This is a genomic window from Symbiobacterium turbinis (genome assembly GCF_055383075.1).
Genome location: NZ_AP042433.1, coordinates 2,250,234 through 2,267,599, shown reverse-complemented (window position 1 = coordinate 2,267,599; position 17,366 = coordinate 2,250,234). Strand labels below are relative to the sequence as shown.

Genomic DNA, 17,366 nt, shown 5'->3' with positions numbered 1-17,366 from the left:
TTTGCGCCGGTAGCTCAGCTGGATAGAGTACCTGACTACGAATCAGGCGGTCGCAGGTTCGAATCCTGCCCGGCGCGCCAATACTGCGCCCGTAGCTCAGTGGATAGAGCGCTTGCCTCCGGAGCAAGAGGTCGTAGGTTCGAGTCCTGCCGGGCGCGCCAGTTTTTTAGGGGCATAGCTCAATTGGTAGAGCAACGGTCTCCAAAACCGTAGGTTGTGGGTTCGAGTCCTACTGCCCCTGCCATCCACACGCAGACCGTAGCTCAGTTGGTTAGAGCGCCAGATTGTGGCTCTGGAGGTCGCCGGTTCGACTCCGGTCGGTCTGCCCAGAGGATGGGGCTGTAGCTCAGTTGGGAGAGCGCTTGAATGGCATTCAAGAGGTCAGGGGTTCGATTCCCCTCAGCTCCACCAGTTTCATCGGGCTGTGGCGCAGCTTGGTAGCGCGCTTCCTTGGGGTGGAAGAGGTCGCAGGTTCAAATCCTGTCAGCCCGACCATTTGAATAGCAGACGTGCGCCAGCACGTCTGCTATTCAGACGGGAAACCCGGCACGGCTTTGCGAAGCAGACTCGCCGCCCAACCACTCACTGCTCGCAACTGAATCGGGGTGTGGCTCAGCTTGGTAGAGCGCACGGTTCGGGACCGTGAGGTCGCAGGTTCAAATCCTGTCACCCCGACCAATACCTAAGGAGAAGGGACGTGTACCGCACGTCCTTTTTTCATACCCTGAACGAAAGCCTGCTTCGGAACGTCCCTATACATAAGGGGATGAAAGGTTCATATTGACCCGGCGTGTCCTGTCGGCCCCCCACGATCACCGTCAGCCGTCCAGGGCTTCTCCTACCGATGGAGGAGCCGCCCTCCTCCGTCCGTACGAACTTGCCACAATCCCTATCTCCCAACTTAGGCGATGAGGCTGTTCACATACCCGTTAACTTGATATCATGTAAACGTACAAGAAGTGGTTAACAAGGTAAGGAGGGGCTTGCCATAAGCACCCAGAGATTTGTGCCCGAGTCAGGAGCGGAGATCAACCGCCTGATCGAGGCTGCCAAGCAGGCTCAGGCCCGCCTCGCCGAACTGAGTCAGGAACAGGTCGACGCTATCGTCAGAGCCATGGCCCTGGCCGGCATCGATAAGCATATGGAACTCGCCCGTATGGCCGCAGAGGAGACGCAGACGGGCGGGTATGAAGATCTGGCGATCCAGAACCTGCTGGCGACGGAGCATCTCTACCACGACATCAAGTACGTCAAGACGGTCGGCATCGTAAACGAGAATTACGAGGACGGCTACATTGAGGTGGCCGAGCCGTTGGGCATCATTGCCTGCATTTCGCCGATCGCCAACCCGACGGCCGCGGTCATGATCAAGTCGCTGACCGCGCTGAAGACGCGCAACGCCATCGTCTTCAGCTTCCACCCGAGGGCGCAGCGGAGCTGGCCGCGGCGGCCAAGGTCATGCACGACGCGGCGGTCAGCGCCGGCGCCCCCGCGGGCTGCATCGGCTGGATTGAGACGCCGACCGCGGAGGCCACGAACGCCCTGATGACCCACCCCGACGTGGCGCTCATCCTGTCTGAGACCGCGGACCACGGGCTGATCCGCGTATCCGACCATGCGATCGTCTGCCGCCGCGCCAACCTCGACCAGGTGCTCGCGACGCTGCAGGCCCAGGGCGCCTACATCCTGAGCCCCGAGGAGACGGTCAGGCTGGAGGCTGCGGTCACGGACGCATCCCGCCGGGCGGCCCATCCCGATGCGGTGGGCCAGCCGGCCGCCAAGGTCGCGGCGATGGCGGGCATCACCGTGCCGCCTGAGACGAAGCTGCTGGTCGCCCGGCTGGAGGGAGTGGGCCCGGAGTACCCGCTTTGCCGGGCGAGGCTGGCGTCTGTCCTCTGCCTGCACGTCGTGGATCATGACGAAGCGGACAGGTCCCGGGGTGACACTCCCTACCGGCCCGCCGCCTCGGTGCTGAACCTCCTGAACATCCGGCGGATCAACGTGCGACAGGACCCGATGAAGTGGTTCAGGGTGCCCTCCCGCATCTACTTTGAGCCCGGCAGCCTCGGCTACCTGGGCAAGCTGCACGGCACCCGGGCGTTCATCGTTACCGAAGGGACGATGGTGAAGCTCGGGTACGTGGCTACCGCGATGTACCACCTGGAGCGGCGGGGCATCAAGGCTGAGGTTTTCAGCGAGGTCGAACCCGATCCGTCGGTGGACACGGTGATGAAGGGCGTCGAGGCGATGAACCGCTTCCAGCCCGATGTGATCATCGCCCTGGGCGGGGGTTCGCCGATCGACGCGGCGAAGGCCATGTGGCTGATGTACGAGCACCCCGAGGTCAGCTTCGACGGGCTCCGGCTGAAGTTCATGGACCACCGCAAGCGGATCTTCAAGTTCCCCCGGCTCGGCATGAAGGCGACCTTCGTGGCGATACCCACCACATCCGGCACCGGCTCGGAGGTCAGCGCCTTCGCCGTCATCACCGACAAGAGGCGGGACATCAAGTACCCGCTGGCCGACTACGAGCTCACGCCCGACATCGCCATCGTCGATCCCGAACTGGTTTACACCCTGCCAAAGGGTGTGACGGCCGACACCGGCATCGACGTGCTGACCCACGCCATCGAGGCCTACGTGAGCGCGATGGCCTCCGACTACACCGATGCGCTCGCCGCCAAGGCCATCGAGCTGGTCTTCAAGTACCTGCCGGCCGCCTACGAGAACGGCAGCGACAAGCTGGCGCGTGAGAAGATGCACAACGCCTCGACCATCGCCGGCCTGGCGTTCACCAACGCCTTCCTGGGCATCAACCACTCCCTGGCCCACGTCATTGGCGCCAAGTTCGGGGTGCCGCACGGCCGGGCCAACGCCGTGCTGATGCCTCATGTCATCGCCTACAACGCGACCGAGCCCGCAAATCCGGGCGCCCACCCGGAGTACGACAGGTACCGGGCGCCGGAGCGCTATGCCGAGATTGCGCGCCTGCTGGGCCTGCCGGCAGAGACCCCCGAACAGGGCGTGGCGAGCCTGATTGAGGCCATTCGGGTCCTGATGGACCGGCTGAACCTGCCGCGCAGCTTTGCCGAATGCGGCATCGACCGGGCCGCCTTCGAGCGTGAGGTGCCGGCCATGGCCGAAATCGCCTTCGCCGATCAGTGCACGCTCACCAACCCGCGGCTCCCGCGGGTGAGCGACCTGGAGGCGATCCTCCGGGCGGCCTACGGGGCCCAGGATGGCGGGGGCGCGGCGGACTGAGTCGAAAAGATTGACCATGTGAGCCAGCCGACGCGTACGGCTGGCTCCTCTGCAAACGCGGCGGCCCTGCTGGAGGTTTGATTTATGAATGCAGAACGCGGGGTCATCGCCCTGCTGCGCAATCGGAACTACATGCTTTACTGGTTCGGCTTCCTTGTTTCCAACGCCGGGGCCTGGATTCAGGCGGTCGCCCAGGGCTGGCTGGTCTACGACATCTCCAACAGCGCAGCCTGGCTGGGCACCGTGGGATTCGTGCGGGCGTTTCCGCTCATCATCCTGTCCCTGATCGGCGGCACGGTGGCTGACCGGCTCCCGAAGCGGCGCATCCTCTACGTCACCCAGACGGTTCAGATGCTCAGCGCGGCGATTCTGGGCACGCTGACGCTGATGGGCCATATTGAGGTGTGGCATGTGGTGCTGGTGTCCGCTGTGTCCGCCTGTGCACAGGCGTTTGACCAGCCGGCCCGCCACTCGCTGGTTCCGCAGCTGGTGCCGAAATACAACCTGCACGCGGCCATCTCCTTCAACTCCATTGCCTTCAACGGCGCCGCACTGTTCGGTCCGTCGCTGACCGGCGTGCTGGTGCCGCTCATCGACTTTGCCGGCTGCTTCTACGTGAATGCGATCAGCTTTGCCGCCGTCTTCATCGCACTGGCCCTCATGGAGTTTCCGCCCCATAACCCCGGCGGGGGCAAGACCTCGATGCTGCAGGACCTCATGGCGGGGCTCTCCTTCATCCGGCACAGCCCGGTGATCCTGGCGCTCATCTCCATGGCCGCGGTCACCTCATTCTTTGCCCGGCCCTATCAGCAGTTCATCACGGTCTTCGCCCGCGATGTGGTGCAGGGCGATGTGGGCACCGCCGGCCTCATGCAGGCCGCGCCGGCGCTCGGCACCGTTATCTTCATGCTGGTGATCGCCTCGGCGACCAACATCCAGTGGAAGGGGAAACTGCTCCTGGGCTCCGGCATCCTCTTTTCGATCGGGCTCATCGCCTTCAGCTGGTCGTCCAACCTCTACCTGTCGCTGGCGCTGCTGGTGGTCGTCGGGGGACTGAACATGACCTGGCAGACGACCCTGAACACCCTGCTGCAGACGAACGTGGAGGACGACATGCGCGGGCGGGTCATGTCGGCGTACACCATGACGGCACTGGCGATGATGCCGCTGGGCCAGGGGCCGCTGGGGATGGCGTTCGACCGGCTCGGACCGTCGCTGGCCCTGACGTTGAACGCCGTGATTTCACTGGCCTGGATCGTCTACATGGGGCTCTTCCGCGTAAAGCAGATCCGTGCGCTTCCCTAGTGAGCACCACCTCTCCGGCAAACGGGCTTCCTGCGCTTGCAGGAAGCTTTGTCTTTGCCAGGGAATATGCATTATTGAATACCCTTGGTGCGAAGGAGGTTGCAGCGCATGGCTGTGGTGCCGTTCCAGAATGAGCCGCTGACCGACTTCTCCCTCCCCCAGAACCGCGATGCATTCCGTCAGGCGCTGGAGCTGGTACAGAGCCGCTTCGGCCGGGAGTACCCGCTGATCATCGGCGGGGAACGGATCATGACCCGGGAGCGGATCCTCTCGACCAATCCGGCCAATCCCAGCGAGGTCATCGGTTCCGTGGCCAAGGCTGACAGGGAGCTGGCAGACAAGGCCATGGCCGCGGCCCTTGCGGCCTTCGAGGACTGGAGCCGGGTGAGCCCGAAGGCGCGGGCCCGGGTGCTCATGAAGGCCGCCGCCATCATGCGCCGCCGTAAGCACGAGTTCTCGGCGACCATGGTGGTGGAGATCGGCAAGAGCTGGGTCGAGGCCGACGCCGACACCGCCGAGGCCATCGACTTCCTCGAGTACTACGCCCGTGAGATGTACCGGCTCAGCGAACCCCAGCCCCTGACCCGGATTCCCGGCGAGGACAACGAGCTGTACTACGTGCCGCTGGGCGTCGGGCTGATCATCCCGCCCTGGAACTTCCCGTGCGCCATCATGGTGGGCATGACCTCATCGGCCATCGTCGCCGGCAACACCGTCGTCCTGAAGCCCGCCTCGCTCACCCCGGTGGTGGCCGCGATGTTCGCGGAGGTAATGGAGGAGGCCGGCCTGCCGCCCGGTGTGCTCAACTACCTGCCCGGCCCCGGCGGCTCGGTGGGCGACTACCTGGTGGGCCACCCGCAGACCCGGTTCATCAGCTTCACCGGCTCCAAGGAGGTCGGCCTGCGCATCAACAAGGTCGCGGCCGAGATCGCGCCGGGCCAGAAGTGGATCAAGCGGGTCATCGCGGAGATGGGCGGCAAGGATGCCATCGTGGTCGACAGGGATGCCGACCTGGATGAGGCCGCGGACGGCATTGTGACGTCGGCCTACGGGTTCCAGGGGCAGAAGTGCTCTGCGTGCTCCCGGGCGATCATCCACCAGGATGTCTACGATGTCATGATCGAGCGCATCGTGGAGCGGACCCAGAAGCTGCTGCAGGGCGATCCCCGCAACCCGGAGGTCCACCAGGGTCCCGTGGCCGATAAGGCGGCCTTCGAGTCGATCCTGAACTACATCGAGATCGGCAAGACCGAGGGCAGGCTGGTGCTGGGCGGAGGCCCGTCTCCGCTGGCGAAGGAGACCGGCGGCTACTTCATCGAGCCGACGATCTTCGCGGACGTCGAGTCCCGGGCCCGCATCGGGCAGGAGGAGATCTTCGGACCGGTGCTGGCGATCATGAAGGCCAGGGACTTCAAGGACGCGATCCGGATCGCCAACGACACCGAGTACGGCCTCACGGGGTCGGTTTACTCCCGCAACCGGGCCAACCTGGAGTACGCCCGGCGCCACTTCTTCGTGGGCAACCTCTACCTCAACCGGAAGTCCACCGGCGCGCTGGTAGGGGTGCACCCATTCGGCGGCTTCAACATGAGCGGCACCGACTCCAAGACCGGCGGGCGGGACTACCTGCTGCTTCTGACGCAGGCCAAGGCGGTGAGCGAGAAACTGTAGGCGGCCGTAGTTACTTGAGCCAGGTGGCACCCGGGCCGGGGGAGCCGGGGAGACCCCCTTGGTCGCACATATCCGCTCTGTTCGTGCTCGCTGTGGGTAGGGGACGGGTGCCCGCCGGATCAGGCGCCAAAATCACCCGCGCGGGTGACCGCGCAGGGCTGGACAACGAACCGACGTTCGTGTAAAATGGCAGCATCAGCCAGACATGAGAGGTGCTGCCATCATGCAGCCGGAGCCCATCTGCCTGACCCACGCGGTTTCCGCTCCCATCGCACCGCCCGGTCCTATTGCGAAGGATGTCGCCACACCGGAGGCGCGCACTTGTTCGTGTGAGCCCTGTGTGGAGGGTGCGGCCCCGGGAGTGGTGCAGGGGGCGGTCCAGGAGGCTACCCCGGGTGCAGTTCGGGCAGAGCACAGGCGCTGTCCCAGGCGCTGTCCCGGCTGCGGAGGAGCGCAGGTGATCAGGCACGGCAGTTTTCGCATGGCCTCCGGGCAGCGGGTGCAGCGGTATCTGTGCAAGACCTGCCGGCGGACCTTCAGCCCCAACACCGGCACCCCGGCGTACCGGATCCGCAAGCAGGAGCAGTGGCGCGATATGATCGAACTGCTTGCGGACAACCTGCCGCTGCGCCAGGTCGCTTCCCGCCTGGGCATCGCCCTGTCCACGGCCTTCCACTGGCGCCATCGCGCCCTGGCGCCGCTGAGCGCCCAGGCCCGGGGAAAGCTGAGCGGTGACGTCAGGGTCGAGACCTTCCACGTGAAGTACTCAGAGAAAGGAAGCAGGACCACCAACGGCCCCGGTAGCTGGGGCTACTGGAACATCGTGCGCCGGGGAATCGGACCGGGAGGGCCCATTCGCCCCGGCCTGGCCCCCGCCGGCCGAAATGGGTTCCGGCTGCTGATCGACGGCCGGCCGGTGAACGTCATGGTGGCCGAGACCGACAACGGGTACGAGCTGGACATCCTGGGGCAGGGCAGGCGCACCGCGGAACTGATCGGCTCGGGCCTCGCCCGGACGGTCCGGCCGGGTTCCCGCGTGTTTGCCTTCGGCGGGAAGGAATACGAAAAAGCCTGCGAGATGCTGGGATATGAACACCGCGATGGGATCGCTGCTGTGAGCAAGCGCGCCGGCTCCATCGCAGGGGAGACCGCGGCCGGGGAGACCGGGGCCGAGGTGACCGGGCTCGGGGTGACCGATGCCGCGGAGATCGGTGCCGGGAGCGAGGAGAGCGCCGGTCCGATCCGGTTTCCCAACCTGCCGACCTGGTGGCTCCGCCGGTTCCGGGGTGTCGCCACGAAATATCTGGACCATTACCTGGCCTGGTTCCGGGACATCGTGCGGATCGTGCAGTATCCGGACGGCGCCAACATCGCGCCGGTGGATGGCCGCGCCCTCCTGCGTAGTCCCGCATAACGCCCCGCGTGCGGTCCCACTTGCTGAGGACCCGAGCCGTCCCACATGCTGAGGTCCCGAGCCCGCGTCTCTTGGGAGCCGCTGTCACGAACCAGCGAGCGCCACCAGCGATCTGGCGGCACGGCCTGCTGTCGGTCGCCTTCTGGCGTGGCATCAGTCGCGACTAGCTGCCATCGGTCGCCTTCTGGCGTGGCATCAGTCGCGACTAGCTGCCATCGGTCGGCTTCTGGCGTGTCATCAGTCGCGACTTGCTGCCCTCGGAACCTGGCGCCCTCGACCGCAGGACAGCCGTACGGATCCAGGAGCGGTCGTTCCCGAAGAACTGCGGCGCATGGGCAGCAACAATCGTGACCAAACAAGAGGTGCAGGTCAGGCAGAGACCGTATTGGCTGACTGGCACCAACACCCAGCACGAACAGACGAGATAGGTCGCACACAGGAGGAGGGGGTGGCGGCCCCTCCCCTTTCCAATGCCTGTCTTCTCGGGTATCCTTAGGCTATCAGAGCACCGCCAGGAGGGGTCCTGTTTGCAGATTCGCTGGACCAAGCTGCCGTTTGCTGCACAAAACGAGTCCGCGTACCGGCAGGGGTTGAACGACTGGCTGGGGCAGGTCTTCTACGATGTACTTCCGGAGCACGGCTTCGAAGTGCGGGAGGAGCAGATCTACACCGCCTTCCGCATCGCCCGGGCCCTGAACGAGGGGGCCACCCTGATGGCGGAGGCCGGGCCGGGCACCGGCAAGACCTTCGCCTACCTGCTGCCCGCCGTCTGCCACGCCCGCATGCGCGGCAAGCCGGTGGTCGTGGCCAGCGCCTCCAGCGTGCTCAAGGCGCAGCTCACCGGCCCAGGCGGCGACATCCAGACGCTCTCCCGGCTGCTGAACCTGAACATCGACGTGCGGGTGGCCGGCAATCCCGCCGACTATCTGTGCGAACTGAAGGTCGAGGCCGGCGACTTCGGCCCCGGTGAGGAGCCCGAAGGGTGGTCCGACCTGATCCACTGGGCCAGGCGCACGGCCACCGGGGCCCGCTCCGAGGTGCCCGGCGTGCCCGACGACCTCTGGGAGCTCGTGGGCTGGGATCCGTCGCTGAGCTGCGATACCTGCCCCCGGCGCGGCCACTGCCTCATGGTGGCCGCCCGCAGGCATCACCGGGAAGCCGCCGATCTGGTGGTCTGCGATCAACGGCTCTTCGCGCAGGATCTGCTCACCCGGGCAGATCTGCTGGAGGGCGGCCTGATCCCGATTCTGCCAAGTTACTCCGCCGTCATCTTCGACGAGGGGCACTACTTCCCCGAGACGTGGCAGCGCGCACAGGGCTGGGCCCTGAGCCAGCACCGGCTGCAGCGCACCCTGGAGCGGCTGGAGCTCTGGCACGCCCGGGAGCAGCTGGCCTGGCGGCTGGAGGCGGCCCTGGTCGCGGCGGAGAACTTCATGCGGGCGCTCGACATGCACACCAAACCCGGCGAGGGCAAGCGGGACGTCGACCGCACCGATATGCTCCTGCAGGCCGCGTCCCGGCTCGACCGGGCGCTGGACCTACTTCAGACCGAACTGGTCACCGAAGAGGCCATGAGCGAGGGGCAGTCCGGCGAGGCCGAGCTGAACGCCTACCAGAACCGCATCGACGAGATCCGGGCCGCGCTGCGGCTCTTCCGCAGGCCCGAAGCGGTGGTCTGGCGCGAAGGGGACGAACTCTGGGTGGTGCCCGACAAGCCGAAGCCGCTCTTCGGCCGTGATCACCTGCAGCCCGGCACGCCAGTGATCTTCTCCTCCGCCACCCTGGAGCCGGAGTACCAGGCCCGGGTGCTGGGGCTCAGCCGGTTCGACCAGAGCCGCGTCGGGGTGCCCTTCGACCTGGGCCGGCAGTCGCTGGTCTACCTGCCGGTGGGCGACGGCGCCCACCGCGTTGAGGACGTCGTGGCCGAGGCAGTCCGCGTCATGCGCGCCACCCGGGGTCGCACCCTGATCCTGCTGCGCTCGCTGGCGGAGGTCCGCCGCTGGCGGGAGGCGTTGGCGGCTTACGACCTCCCCTGGCCGCTGATCTACGAGGGCGACGGTGACCGGGGGGCGCAGCTGGAGCGGTTCCGGGCGGAGGTGGATTCGGTCCTGATCGGCGCAAGCTTCTGGGAGGGCGTCGACGTGCGCGGCGAGGCGCTCTCGTGCGTCCTGATCCCGTATCTGCCCTTCCCCGAGCACGACCCGCTCATCCGGGAGCGGCGGGAGCAGGCGCAGGCGGCCGGGCAGGATCCCTTCCGGGCCGTCGACCTGCCCGAGATGCTGATCAAGCTGAAGCAGGGGGTGGGCCGGCTGATCCGGACCGCCGAGGACCGGGGGGTCATCGCCCTGCTGGACCTCTCCTACCGGGGCACCGACTGGGCCGATGAGGTGGAGGCCGCCTGCCCCGAAGACGCGGAGCGGGTCACGGACCTGGCGGCGGTGGAGGCGTTCCTGGCCGGCGGCGCCGGTGCGTGACCTACATCAGGCGGAACAGCGAGGCCATCTCCTTCATCCGCCGGTCGCCCACCTGGTGGGCCCAGTTCCAGAGCACCAGGTCCACCACCCTGATCCGCTCGCCGACCCGGGCGGCCGTCTCGTGGACAAGCTCATCCGGGGTGCAACCCAGGCAGGCGGCCAGCCTGACCACGGGGCCGCTTCTTACCACCACGTCCCAGCCCAGGTTGCGGGCCAGGTGGTACCGGCTGACCGGTCCCACCCAGGGCAGGGTCTGCATCCAGGCCAGGGCCTCGCTGGTCGGCATGCCCGCCAGGCGCTGCATCTGGCCGGGCTGGCGGTCCAGCGAGTCGGCCAGTGAGAGGATGGCCCCGATCTTGCGGGGATGCTTCAGGACCGAAAGCGCCTCCACCTGCACGTCCAGCGGGGATGCGGCGACGGCGGCGGGGTTCCAGCCCCGGAAGGCGGAGGTCAGCCGCGGCCAGAGCCGCCCGGTCACGTGCGCGGTCATGCCGCACGAGACGACGACCCAGGCGTACTCGGCCAGCAGGTCGCTGTCTGTCCGGTTCTCGGGCCGTTCCGACCGCCACTCGTGCAGCCGGGCTTCGGGGTCGGGGTCCGTCGCCCGGAGGTGGTCCAGAGCGTGCTCGTATAGCGCGGCGTAGTTCATGGAGCAGCCTCCTCGGGTCAAAGATGCGGAATGCCGCCGAACTGCCGACGGCGTTGCCGGGTCGACGATGGGGCCGCGCAGCCGGAGGCGCCGCACAGCCGCAGGTGTACACAGCCGCAGGTGTACACAGCCGCAGGTGCACACGGCCGCAGGTGCACACGGCCGCAGGCGCCGCCGCCGTGGAGGAGCAGGAGGGTCGTCGGCGGAACTCGAATTCAGTGTTACGGTACAGCGTTAAAGGAGGGGCTGTGGTTGGAGAAACAGACCATGCGGATTGCCATTTTGGGGCTCGGCACTGTGGGGAGCGGCGTGGTGAAGCTCCTGCAGGAGAGCCGCGAGATGCTGCACCTGAAGACCGGCCTCAACCTGGAGCTGGCGAAGGTGCTGGTGCGCGACGCCTCCAAACCGCGGCCCGGCTTCGAGGGACTTCCGCTGACGGAGGACGTGAACGAGATCCTCGACGATCCCTCCATCCGCATCGTGGTGGAGCTGATGGGCGGCATCGAGCCGGCCCGTACCTACCTGGTCGAAGCGCTGAAGCGCGGCAAGACCATCGTGACCGCCAACAAGGACGTGATGGCGGACTACGACAAGGACCTTTACGACGCCGGCGAAATCGGCGACGCCGAGATCTACTTCGAGGCGTCCGTCGGCGGCGGGATTCCCATCATCCGGCCGCTCAAAGAGTCGCTGGCGGCTAACACGATGCACCAGGTGATGGGCATCGTCAACGGCACGACCAACTATATCCTCACCCAGATGAGCCAGTACGGCAAGAGCTACGAGGAGGCCCTGCGGGAGGCGCAGGCGCTGGGCTACGCCGAGCCCGACCCCACCAATGACGTGCAGGGGTACGACGCCGCCCGCAAGCTGGCCATCCTCTGCACCATCTGCTTCCTCTCCCGGGTGAAGCCGGGCATGATCTACACCGAGGGCATCACGCGGGTCACGCCGCGGGACATCGAGTACGGGCGCCGGTTCGGCTGGGTGCTGAAGCTGCTGGCCATCGGCAAGGAGGTCGACGGGGAGATCGAGGCGCGGGTGCACCCGACCTTCATCCCACAGGACCATCCCCTCGCCAGCGTGGCCGGGTCGCTGAACGCCATCTTTACCGTGGGCGAGCCCGTGGGCGAGACCATGTTCTACGGGCGGGGCGCCGGCGCGGGCCCGACCGCCTCGGCCGTGGTGTCCGACCTCATCGCCGCCGCCCTCTCCAAGCGCACCCCGGGCCGGCGGGCGGGCGACGCCCACACCGTCTACTTCGAGAAGCGGGTCCTGCCCATCTCGGAGACCCGAAGCCGGTACTATCTGCGGCTGCACGCCGTGGACGCCCCCGGCAGCCTCGCCCGCATCGCCGAGCGGTTCGGCGACCACGGTGTCTCCCTGGCCGAGGTGGTGCAGGTTTCGGGCGGTCCGGACAAGCCCAACGGCGCCGGCAACGCCGAGCTGGTGCTGGTGACCCACACCGTGCAGGACGCCAACCTGCAGGCGGTGGTCCGGGACCTGAAGGCGATGCCGGACACGGTGCTCAGCGTGGACAACGTCATCCGCGTGGAGGGGTAGTCATTGGCAGCGGCGTTGCTGCACGGAATGTTGCTCGCCTTCGGCCTCATCCTCCCGCTGGGCGCGCAGAACACCTTCGTGCTTACGCAGGGCGCGCTGCACCGGCGCTGGTCCGGGGCCTTCCCGGCGGTGCTGACCGCCGCGCTCAGCGACACGCTGCTCATCACCCTCGCCGTCTCAGGACTCTCTCTGGTGCTGCTCACCGTTCCGTGGCTCCAGTCGACCCTGCAGTGGGCCGGCGTGCTCTTCCTCGTCTACATGGGCTGGTCCACCTGGCGGTCCGCCGGTGACGCGGGACACAGCGCCGGGGCGGGAACGGACTCGGCCAGGGGAGGGGCGGCGGGGATGGCAGCAGGGGCGGGTACGGGCACGACCGGGTCGGATGCGGCTCGGGGCGTGGCGGACGAGGCGTGGCCCGCACGGCGGCAGATCGCCTTTGCCGCATCGGCCTCGCTGCTCAACCCCCAGCATCGGGGTGTCCTGGATCTGGTTCTTCGGCCTCTCGCTGGCCGGCCACCTGATGGGCGTCTTCGCGGCGGGGGCCAACCTGCAGCGGTGGCTGATCCGGGCCTCGGCGGTGATCATGTGGGGAGTGGCTCTGCAACTACTGTTCGCGCTGCTCTCAGCGTGACGGACGGGAGGCATGGACATGTCCGCTGTGCTGCTTCGCAGGACCCGCCGGCGCCCCCGCCGGTGGCCACGCGTGCTCCTGGGCCTTGCCCTGGCGCTCGTCGTGCTCGGCGTCATCCGGGCCTTCACCATCCAGCCGCTGCCCGAGCGGCCGTACACGGCCCGCAGACCGGTGGTGCTCGCCCACCAGGGGGCGTCGGGCCACGCGCCGTCCAACACCATGGAGGCCTTCCGGCTCGCCCTGGAGCAGGGGGCGGACATCCTGGAGCTGGACGTGCACATGACCCGGGACGGCGTGGTGGTGGTGAGCCACGACGAGACCATCGACCGCATGACCGACGGGTCGGGGCTCATCAAGGAGATGACCCTGGCCGAGCTGCGCCAGTACGACTTCGGCTACCGGTTCACACCCGACGGCGGGCTGACCAATCCTTACCGCGGGCAGGGGGTGACGATCCCCACCCTGGAAGAGGTCTTCCTGGCTTTCCCCGACGTGCCCGTCAACATCGAGATCAAGCAGGCGGACCCGCCCATGGAGGCGCAGGTGTGGGAGCTGATTCAGCGCTATGAGGCGGAGGACCGGGTGCTGGTCGCGTCGTTCCACGGAACCGTGGCGAAGCGGTGGCGGGAGCTGGCCGGCGACCGGGTGGCCACCTCGGCACCCGTGCAGCACATGTACGTGGTGGCGGCGCACTACCTGACCCACCTGGACCGGCTCTACGCTCCCGTCTACGACGCCTTCCAGCTGCCGGTGGCCGAGAGCGCCGGGCCGATCACCGTGCGCTTCGACACCGAGCGGTTCCTGGCCATGGCGGATCGGCTGAACATCGCGGTCCACTACTGGACCATCAACGACGAGGACGAGATGCGGCGGCTGTACGCCCTGGGCGCCCACGGCATCATCACCGACTACCCCGACCGGGCGGTGAAGGTGCTGCGTGAGCTGGGGCTGCGGGACTAGTCGTGTCCGGAATCGGCCAAGATCCTGGAATGAAGAAGCCATCGAGGCTGTGGAGTCGTACTCCTTATCTCGATGGCTTCTCCTGCTGCTGTGGGAGGAAACTGGCCGGGGCGACATAAGAGCCCAGGGGGGGTAGCATGTCCGTCACGCTGAAAACGGCCTTCAGGTCATTTCTGGTCTGGCTCCTGGGAACCTGGCTCCTCGGGTCGGTGCTGTGGACGGTCTGGGTGATGTCCGCGGGATTCCCGTGGAACCCCCGGGACTCGCCCCTCGCCCAGATTGGCGGGACGTTGGTGGTGACGCTGCTGTTAAGCCTGCCGATGGCCATCACCGGCTCCGCCGCCATGACGCTGTTTCGGGAAGCGATGAGGCGCGTCCTTCCACCCGGCGCGTTCACGGTGGCAGCGCTCCTGCTTTCCATGGCGCTGGGGTACTGGGGCGTTGCGCTCGCCTGGCCGGAGCACACTTTCCTTCATGTCGTGGGCCTGATGGCGGCCGGAGGCGGAGAGTTGCTGGTCTTCTGGGCCTCACGCGTTGGGAGTCCCGGACGCGTCAGGTGACCCGAACGGGAACAAGGCAGTCCCGCCAACAAGGCGGTCCCGCCGACACACGGCGGGACCGCCTTGCACGCTAGAACTGGATCTCGTCCAGCTCGAACAGGTTGTTCTCCTTCATGATGTTGATCAGCTTCACCGGGTACTGGGGGTCGGTGGCGTAGCCGCCCTTGCGCAGGCCCCAGGCCCCGAGCACCGGGTCGCTCATCACTTCCCGGAAGACGTCGTACCACGGTCTGGTGAGCAGCAGGTCCTTGTGGTCCTGCCAGCTCTCCTCCACATCGTGGTAGGCCCGGAAGTAGTCATCCACGGTGTAGCTCTGGCCGTTGTACACTTCCCACGTGGTGGAGATGATGGAGCCGGCGCGGCCCTCGCCCTTGATGCCGAAGAGGTTGTTGGAGCGCTGGCCGGTGTACTTGTCCACCGGCACGTACTGGCCCCAGCCGGTCTCCAGGATCGCCTGTGCGACCTGCAGCGCGGCGGACATGCCGGTCTCGCGGTACGACCGCACCGCCATCTCGGCGGCGAAGTCCTTGAAGCGCGACTTCTCCACGATGGGCTGCGGCCCGTAGGTGGGCTCCATGTAGGCCCGCAGGTAGATGGGCTCCGTGGAGACGGTGAGCCGGCCCTGGTTGAAGGCGTCGGCGTAGATCATCAGCTCGCCGGAGCGCGGCGGGGTCCAGGGCACCTTCTGGCCGGGCCTGGCGGTGCCGATGGTGGTGCGCTCCCCGCCCTGCACGGCGTAGAAGCGGATCTCATCGGCGGGCACGTTGGGCATCGCCATCAGCTCGACCTCGCCCGTGATCACCTGCCCGGGGCCGACCCCGTAGAGCCAGAGGCCGGGCCGGGTGTCGATCCGGAAGGTGATCGGCCCGACCGTGTGCACCCTCCCGTCCGTGTCCGTCACCTCCACCCGCAGGGTGTGGGTGCCGTTATCGTCCGGGCCGTAGGTCCACCAGTAGTTGTTCTCCGAGGCCAGCAGGCGGCCGTCCAGGAAGAAGCGCACCGACTGGATGGGATAGTTGGCCGAGACCGAGAGGGTGCGGGCCCGGCCGGTGACGGTCTCGCCCTCCTGCACCGAGGAGAAGGCCGTGCGGGGGCCGGTGTTCACGGTCACCCGCACCGGATCGGAGACGTACCAGTTCCCCGCCCGGTCGTAGGCGTAGATGTAGAGCTCCTTCGGGCCGTTGAACGTGGTCGGCGGGTACCAGGTATAGCTCTCGCCCGGGCCCACCGTGGCCAGGTTGTGCCAGGAGCCGTCGGTCAGGTCGACCAGCTGGTAGATGACGTGGGTCGCCGCGAAGTTCAGCTCGTGCCTGAACGTGAACGGCCCGTCGATGACCCCGCCGTAGTCGATGCCCACCGGCCGGACGGTGGTGTCCGGCGCCACCTTCACGGTGACCGGGGCGGAGTAGACCAGGGTGCCGTCCGCCCGGCGCACCGCCGCCATGAGCTGCTGCTCGCCGGCCTGCGCCGGGTCGGGGGTGAAGGTGTAGGCCTTCCCGACGTCCGCGCCGGCGGCGACGATCCTGCCCCTGCGCGTGACCGGGTCCACCAGGTAGAAGTACGCGTAGGTACCGCTCATGCCCCGGGCCTGCAGCGAGACGGGTCCGGTGATCACCTGCCCCTGCGCCACGCCCTCCAGCACCACCGGGGAGGTGGAAGGCGCGGAGCCCAGGTAGACGGTGCGGGCGGCGTTGTCCCACTCGATGTGGAGCCCCATGGCATCCGCCAGGGCGCGCACGGGGATGAAGGTGCGGCCGCCGCCGACGATCCGAGCCGGCACGTCCAGCTCCATGGTCTCGGTGCAGGCCGGGTTGAGGCACGCCACGTGGTCATCTATGGTCAGCTTCAGGTAGCGGTCGCCGCGCTGCACGACGACCGTGCGCTCCTGCGCATTCCAGACGGGCTCGGCGCCCAGCGCCTCCACGATGCCCCGCACCGGGGCCAGGGTGCGGTCGCCCTCGATGAAGGCGGCCGGACTCAGGTTCAGCTGACGGCCGTCCAGCACCACGTGAACGGGCGGCGCAGCCAGGACCGCAGGCGCAGGCAGCAAGGACGTGAGCAGGGCCAGGCCGGCTGCCGCGGCCAGCCAGTTTCGGGTTCGCATCGTTGACATACCTCCGTGAGTGAACAGGATACAGAGGCTCTGTCAACTTCGACGCAGTTTAACCCCGCGATGTTTCACGCCAATATCCGGATTTCCGTTTCCCAGGCCCGGAAGGAGGAACCTTGCGTGTGTCGTATGCGTCTTGCTTAGGGCAAGACTAAACGCGAGACCATCGCAGAAGAGGTGCAGAGATGCGGCGTGTCCTGTTTCCCGTACTGATCGTCTTCTCGCTCGTGCTCGTGCTGGCCGGCTGCGGCCGGGCGCAGGGGCCCGAGTGGGGCAACCTGAAGCTCACCCTGGAGAACGTGCAGCAGAACGAGAAGCACTGGACGGCCCGGATGGTGCTCACCAACCCCACCGACAAGGTGCAGGTCATAGAGTACATCGCCGACGCCCGCTACACCCTGATCGTCACGAAGGGCGGCGAGGAGGTGTTCGTCCAGCCGTTTGACATCCGGCAGGAGGGCGATCCTTCGATCCTGAACCTGTCGCCTGGCGTCTCGAAGGAGTACGTGGTGGCGTGGACTTACCGGGACGAGGAGGGAAACCGGGTCGAGCCCGGCACCTACGAGGTCACCGTCCGGCTGGAGGCGGTGACGGTGGTGCAGGAGCCGGGCAAGAGCCAGCCCACCCTCATCGAGCCGCGCACGGTGGGGCCGGTGAAGGTGGAGGTCCCGTAGCGCGGCGGGGGCCGTCCGCACATACGGAGGAAAGGCCGGGAGAGGTGTTGAACCTCTCCCTGGTGCCTTTTGTGTGAGGACGGTGATAAATCCG

The 17,366-nt window shown here is 67.1% G+C and carries 13 protein-coding genes, 7 tRNA genes and 1 pseudogene; 19 read left to right on the top strand and 2 right to left on the bottom strand.

Annotated features, from left to right (window positions below):
• The first annotated feature begins 3 nt into the window (after nucleotides 1-3).
• The 13 genes from ACZ45O_RS10775 to ACZ45O_RS10715 all read left to right on the top strand — a co-directional run bounded on the left by ACZ45O_RS10775 (nucleotide 4) and on the right by ACZ45O_RS10715 (nucleotide 10,125).
• Nucleotides 4-80, top strand: a tRNA-Arg gene (locus tag ACZ45O_RS10775).
• Between the two features lie 5 nt (nucleotides 81-85).
• Nucleotides 86-161 (top strand) — tRNA-Arg (locus ACZ45O_RS10770).
• A gap of 7 nt (nucleotides 162-168) precedes the next feature.
• Nucleotides 169-244: transfer RNA gene (locus tag ACZ45O_RS10765), tRNA-Trp, on the top strand.
• 8 nt (nucleotides 245-252) lie between these two features.
• Nucleotides 253-329 (top strand) — tRNA-His (locus ACZ45O_RS10760).
• A gap of 6 nt (nucleotides 330-335) precedes the next feature.
• Nucleotides 336-411, top strand: a tRNA-Ala gene (locus tag ACZ45O_RS10755).
• 7 nt (nucleotides 412-418) lie between these two features.
• Nucleotides 419-495: transfer RNA gene (locus tag ACZ45O_RS10750), tRNA-Pro, on the top strand.
• Between the two features lie 106 nt (nucleotides 496-601).
• A tRNA-Pro gene (locus ACZ45O_RS10745) sits at nucleotides 602-678 on the top strand.
• A gap of 328 nt (nucleotides 679-1,006) precedes the next feature.
• Nucleotides 1,007-1,546, top strand: a complete 540-nt coding sequence (locus tag ACZ45O_RS10740) for an aldehyde dehydrogenase family protein (protein WP_464852911.1) — start codon at nucleotides 1,007-1,009, stop codon at nucleotides 1,544-1,546.
• The gene (locus ACZ45O_RS10735; RefSeq protein WP_464852909.1) at nucleotides 1,459-3,261 is read left to right on the top strand and encodes an iron-containing alcohol dehydrogenase; all 1,803 of its coding nucleotides are present in this window, start codon (nucleotides 1,459-1,461) and stop codon (nucleotides 3,259-3,261) included. Before ACZ45O_RS10740 ends, ACZ45O_RS10735 begins: the two co-directional genes overlap by 88 nt.
• Nucleotides 3,262-3,345: 84 nt before the next feature.
• Nucleotides 3,346-4,566 carry an MFS transporter gene (locus ACZ45O_RS10730; protein WP_464852907.1) on the top strand — a complete coding sequence of 407 codons (1,221 nt, stop codon included), beginning with the start codon at nucleotides 3,346-3,348 and terminating at the stop codon, nucleotides 4,564-4,566.
• A gap of 108 nt (nucleotides 4,567-4,674) precedes the next feature.
• On the top strand, nucleotides 4,675-6,237 hold the full coding sequence (gene pruA / locus ACZ45O_RS10725) for an L-glutamate gamma-semialdehyde dehydrogenase (RefSeq protein ID WP_464852906.1): 1,563 nt from the start codon (nucleotides 4,675-4,677) through the stop codon (nucleotides 6,235-6,237).
• A gap of 205 nt (nucleotides 6,238-6,442) precedes the next feature.
• Nucleotides 6,443-7,651: an IS1/IS1595 family N-terminal zinc-binding domain-containing protein gene (locus ACZ45O_RS10720; protein WP_464852904.1), complete on the top strand. Its 1,209-nt coding sequence runs from the start codon at nucleotides 6,443-6,445 to the stop codon at nucleotides 7,649-7,651.
• Between the two features lie 527 nt (nucleotides 7,652-8,178).
• The gene (locus tag ACZ45O_RS10715; protein WP_464852902.1) at nucleotides 8,179-10,125 is read left to right on the top strand and encodes an ATP-dependent DNA helicase; all 1,947 of its coding nucleotides are present in this window, start codon (nucleotides 8,179-8,181) and stop codon (nucleotides 10,123-10,125) included.
• A gap of 1 nt (nucleotide 10,126) precedes the next feature.
• Here the strand turns inward: ACZ45O_RS10715 and ACZ45O_RS10710 are convergent, their stop codons facing one another.
• The gene (locus tag ACZ45O_RS10710; protein WP_464852900.1) at nucleotides 10,127-10,774 is read right to left on the bottom strand and encodes a hypothetical protein; all 648 of its coding nucleotides are present in this window, start codon (nucleotides 10,772-10,774) and stop codon (nucleotides 10,127-10,129) included.
• A gap of 252 nt (nucleotides 10,775-11,026) precedes the next feature.
• On the opposite strand from ACZ45O_RS10710, the gene ACZ45O_RS10705 reads away from it, so the two are divergent.
• From ACZ45O_RS10705 to ACZ45O_RS10685, 5 genes and pseudogenes are all read left to right on the top strand, one after another.
• The gene (locus ACZ45O_RS10705) at nucleotides 11,027-12,337 is read left to right on the top strand and encodes a homoserine dehydrogenase (protein ID WP_464852898.1); all 1,311 of its coding nucleotides are present in this window, start codon (nucleotides 11,027-11,029) and stop codon (nucleotides 12,335-12,337) included.
• 27 nt (nucleotides 12,338-12,364) lie between these two features.
• A pseudogene (locus tag ACZ45O_RS10700) lies at nucleotides 12,365-12,580 on the top strand (LysE family transporter); the annotation flags it as partial.
• 232 nt (nucleotides 12,581-12,812) lie between these two features.
• The gene (locus tag ACZ45O_RS10695; RefSeq protein WP_464852897.1) at nucleotides 12,813-12,968 is read left to right on the top strand and encodes a hypothetical protein; all 156 of its coding nucleotides are present in this window, start codon (nucleotides 12,813-12,815) and stop codon (nucleotides 12,966-12,968) included.
• 18 nt (nucleotides 12,969-12,986) lie between these two features.
• Nucleotides 12,987-13,928 carry a glycerophosphodiester phosphodiesterase gene (locus ACZ45O_RS10690; RefSeq protein ID WP_464852895.1) on the top strand — a complete coding sequence of 314 codons (942 nt, stop codon included), beginning with the start codon at nucleotides 12,987-12,989 and terminating at the stop codon, nucleotides 13,926-13,928.
• Between the two features lie 137 nt (nucleotides 13,929-14,065).
• A complete protein-coding gene (locus ACZ45O_RS10685; RefSeq protein ID WP_464852894.1) occupies nucleotides 14,066-14,488 on the top strand; it encodes a hypothetical protein in 423 nt (140 codons plus the stop codon).
• Nucleotides 14,489-14,558: 70 nt separating this feature from the next.
• Here ACZ45O_RS10685 and ACZ45O_RS10680 read toward each other — a convergent pair whose 3' ends face one another.
• Nucleotides 14,559-16,592: a stalk domain-containing protein gene (locus ACZ45O_RS10680; RefSeq protein WP_464852892.1), complete on the bottom strand. Its 2,034-nt coding sequence runs from the start codon at nucleotides 16,590-16,592 to the stop codon at nucleotides 14,559-14,561.
• Nucleotides 16,593-16,783: 191 nt separating this feature from the next.
• On the opposite strand from ACZ45O_RS10680, the gene ACZ45O_RS10675 reads away from it, so the two are divergent.
• Nucleotides 16,784-17,272, top strand: coding sequence for a hypothetical protein (locus ACZ45O_RS10675; protein WP_464852890.1), 489 nt, complete (start codon nucleotides 16,784-16,786; stop codon nucleotides 17,270-17,272).
• The last annotated feature ends 94 nt before the right edge of the window (nucleotides 17,273-17,366 follow it).

Coding starts and splice junctions, on each gene's coding strand:
- ACZ45O_RS10730 (WP_464852907.1), top strand. CDS start 3,346: ATGAATGCAGAACGCGGGGTCATCGCCCTGCTGCGCAATCGGAACTAC.
- ACZ45O_RS10710 (WP_464852900.1), bottom strand. CDS start 10,774: ATGAACTACGCCGCGCTATACGAGCACGCTCTGGACCACCTCCGGGCG.
- ACZ45O_RS10680 (WP_464852892.1), bottom strand. CDS start 16,592: ATGCGAACCCGAAACTGGCTGGCCGCGGCAGCCGGCCTGGCCCTGCTC.
- ACZ45O_RS10735 (WP_464852909.1), top strand. CDS start 1,459: ATGCACGACGCGGCGGTCAGCGCCGGCGCCCCCGCGGGCTGCATCGGC.
- ACZ45O_RS10675 (WP_464852890.1), top strand. CDS start 16,784: ATGCGGCGTGTCCTGTTTCCCGTACTGATCGTCTTCTCGCTCGTGCTC.
- ACZ45O_RS10685 (WP_464852894.1), top strand. CDS start 14,066: ATGTCCGTCACGCTGAAAACGGCCTTCAGGTCATTTCTGGTCTGGCTC.
- pruA (WP_464852906.1), top strand. CDS start 4,675: ATGGCTGTGGTGCCGTTCCAGAATGAGCCGCTGACCGACTTCTCCCTC.
- ACZ45O_RS10690 (WP_464852895.1), top strand. CDS start 12,987: ATGTCCGCTGTGCTGCTTCGCAGGACCCGCCGGCGCCCCCGCCGGTGG.
- ACZ45O_RS10720 (WP_464852904.1), top strand. CDS start 6,443: ATGAGAGGTGCTGCCATCATGCAGCCGGAGCCCATCTGCCTGACCCAC.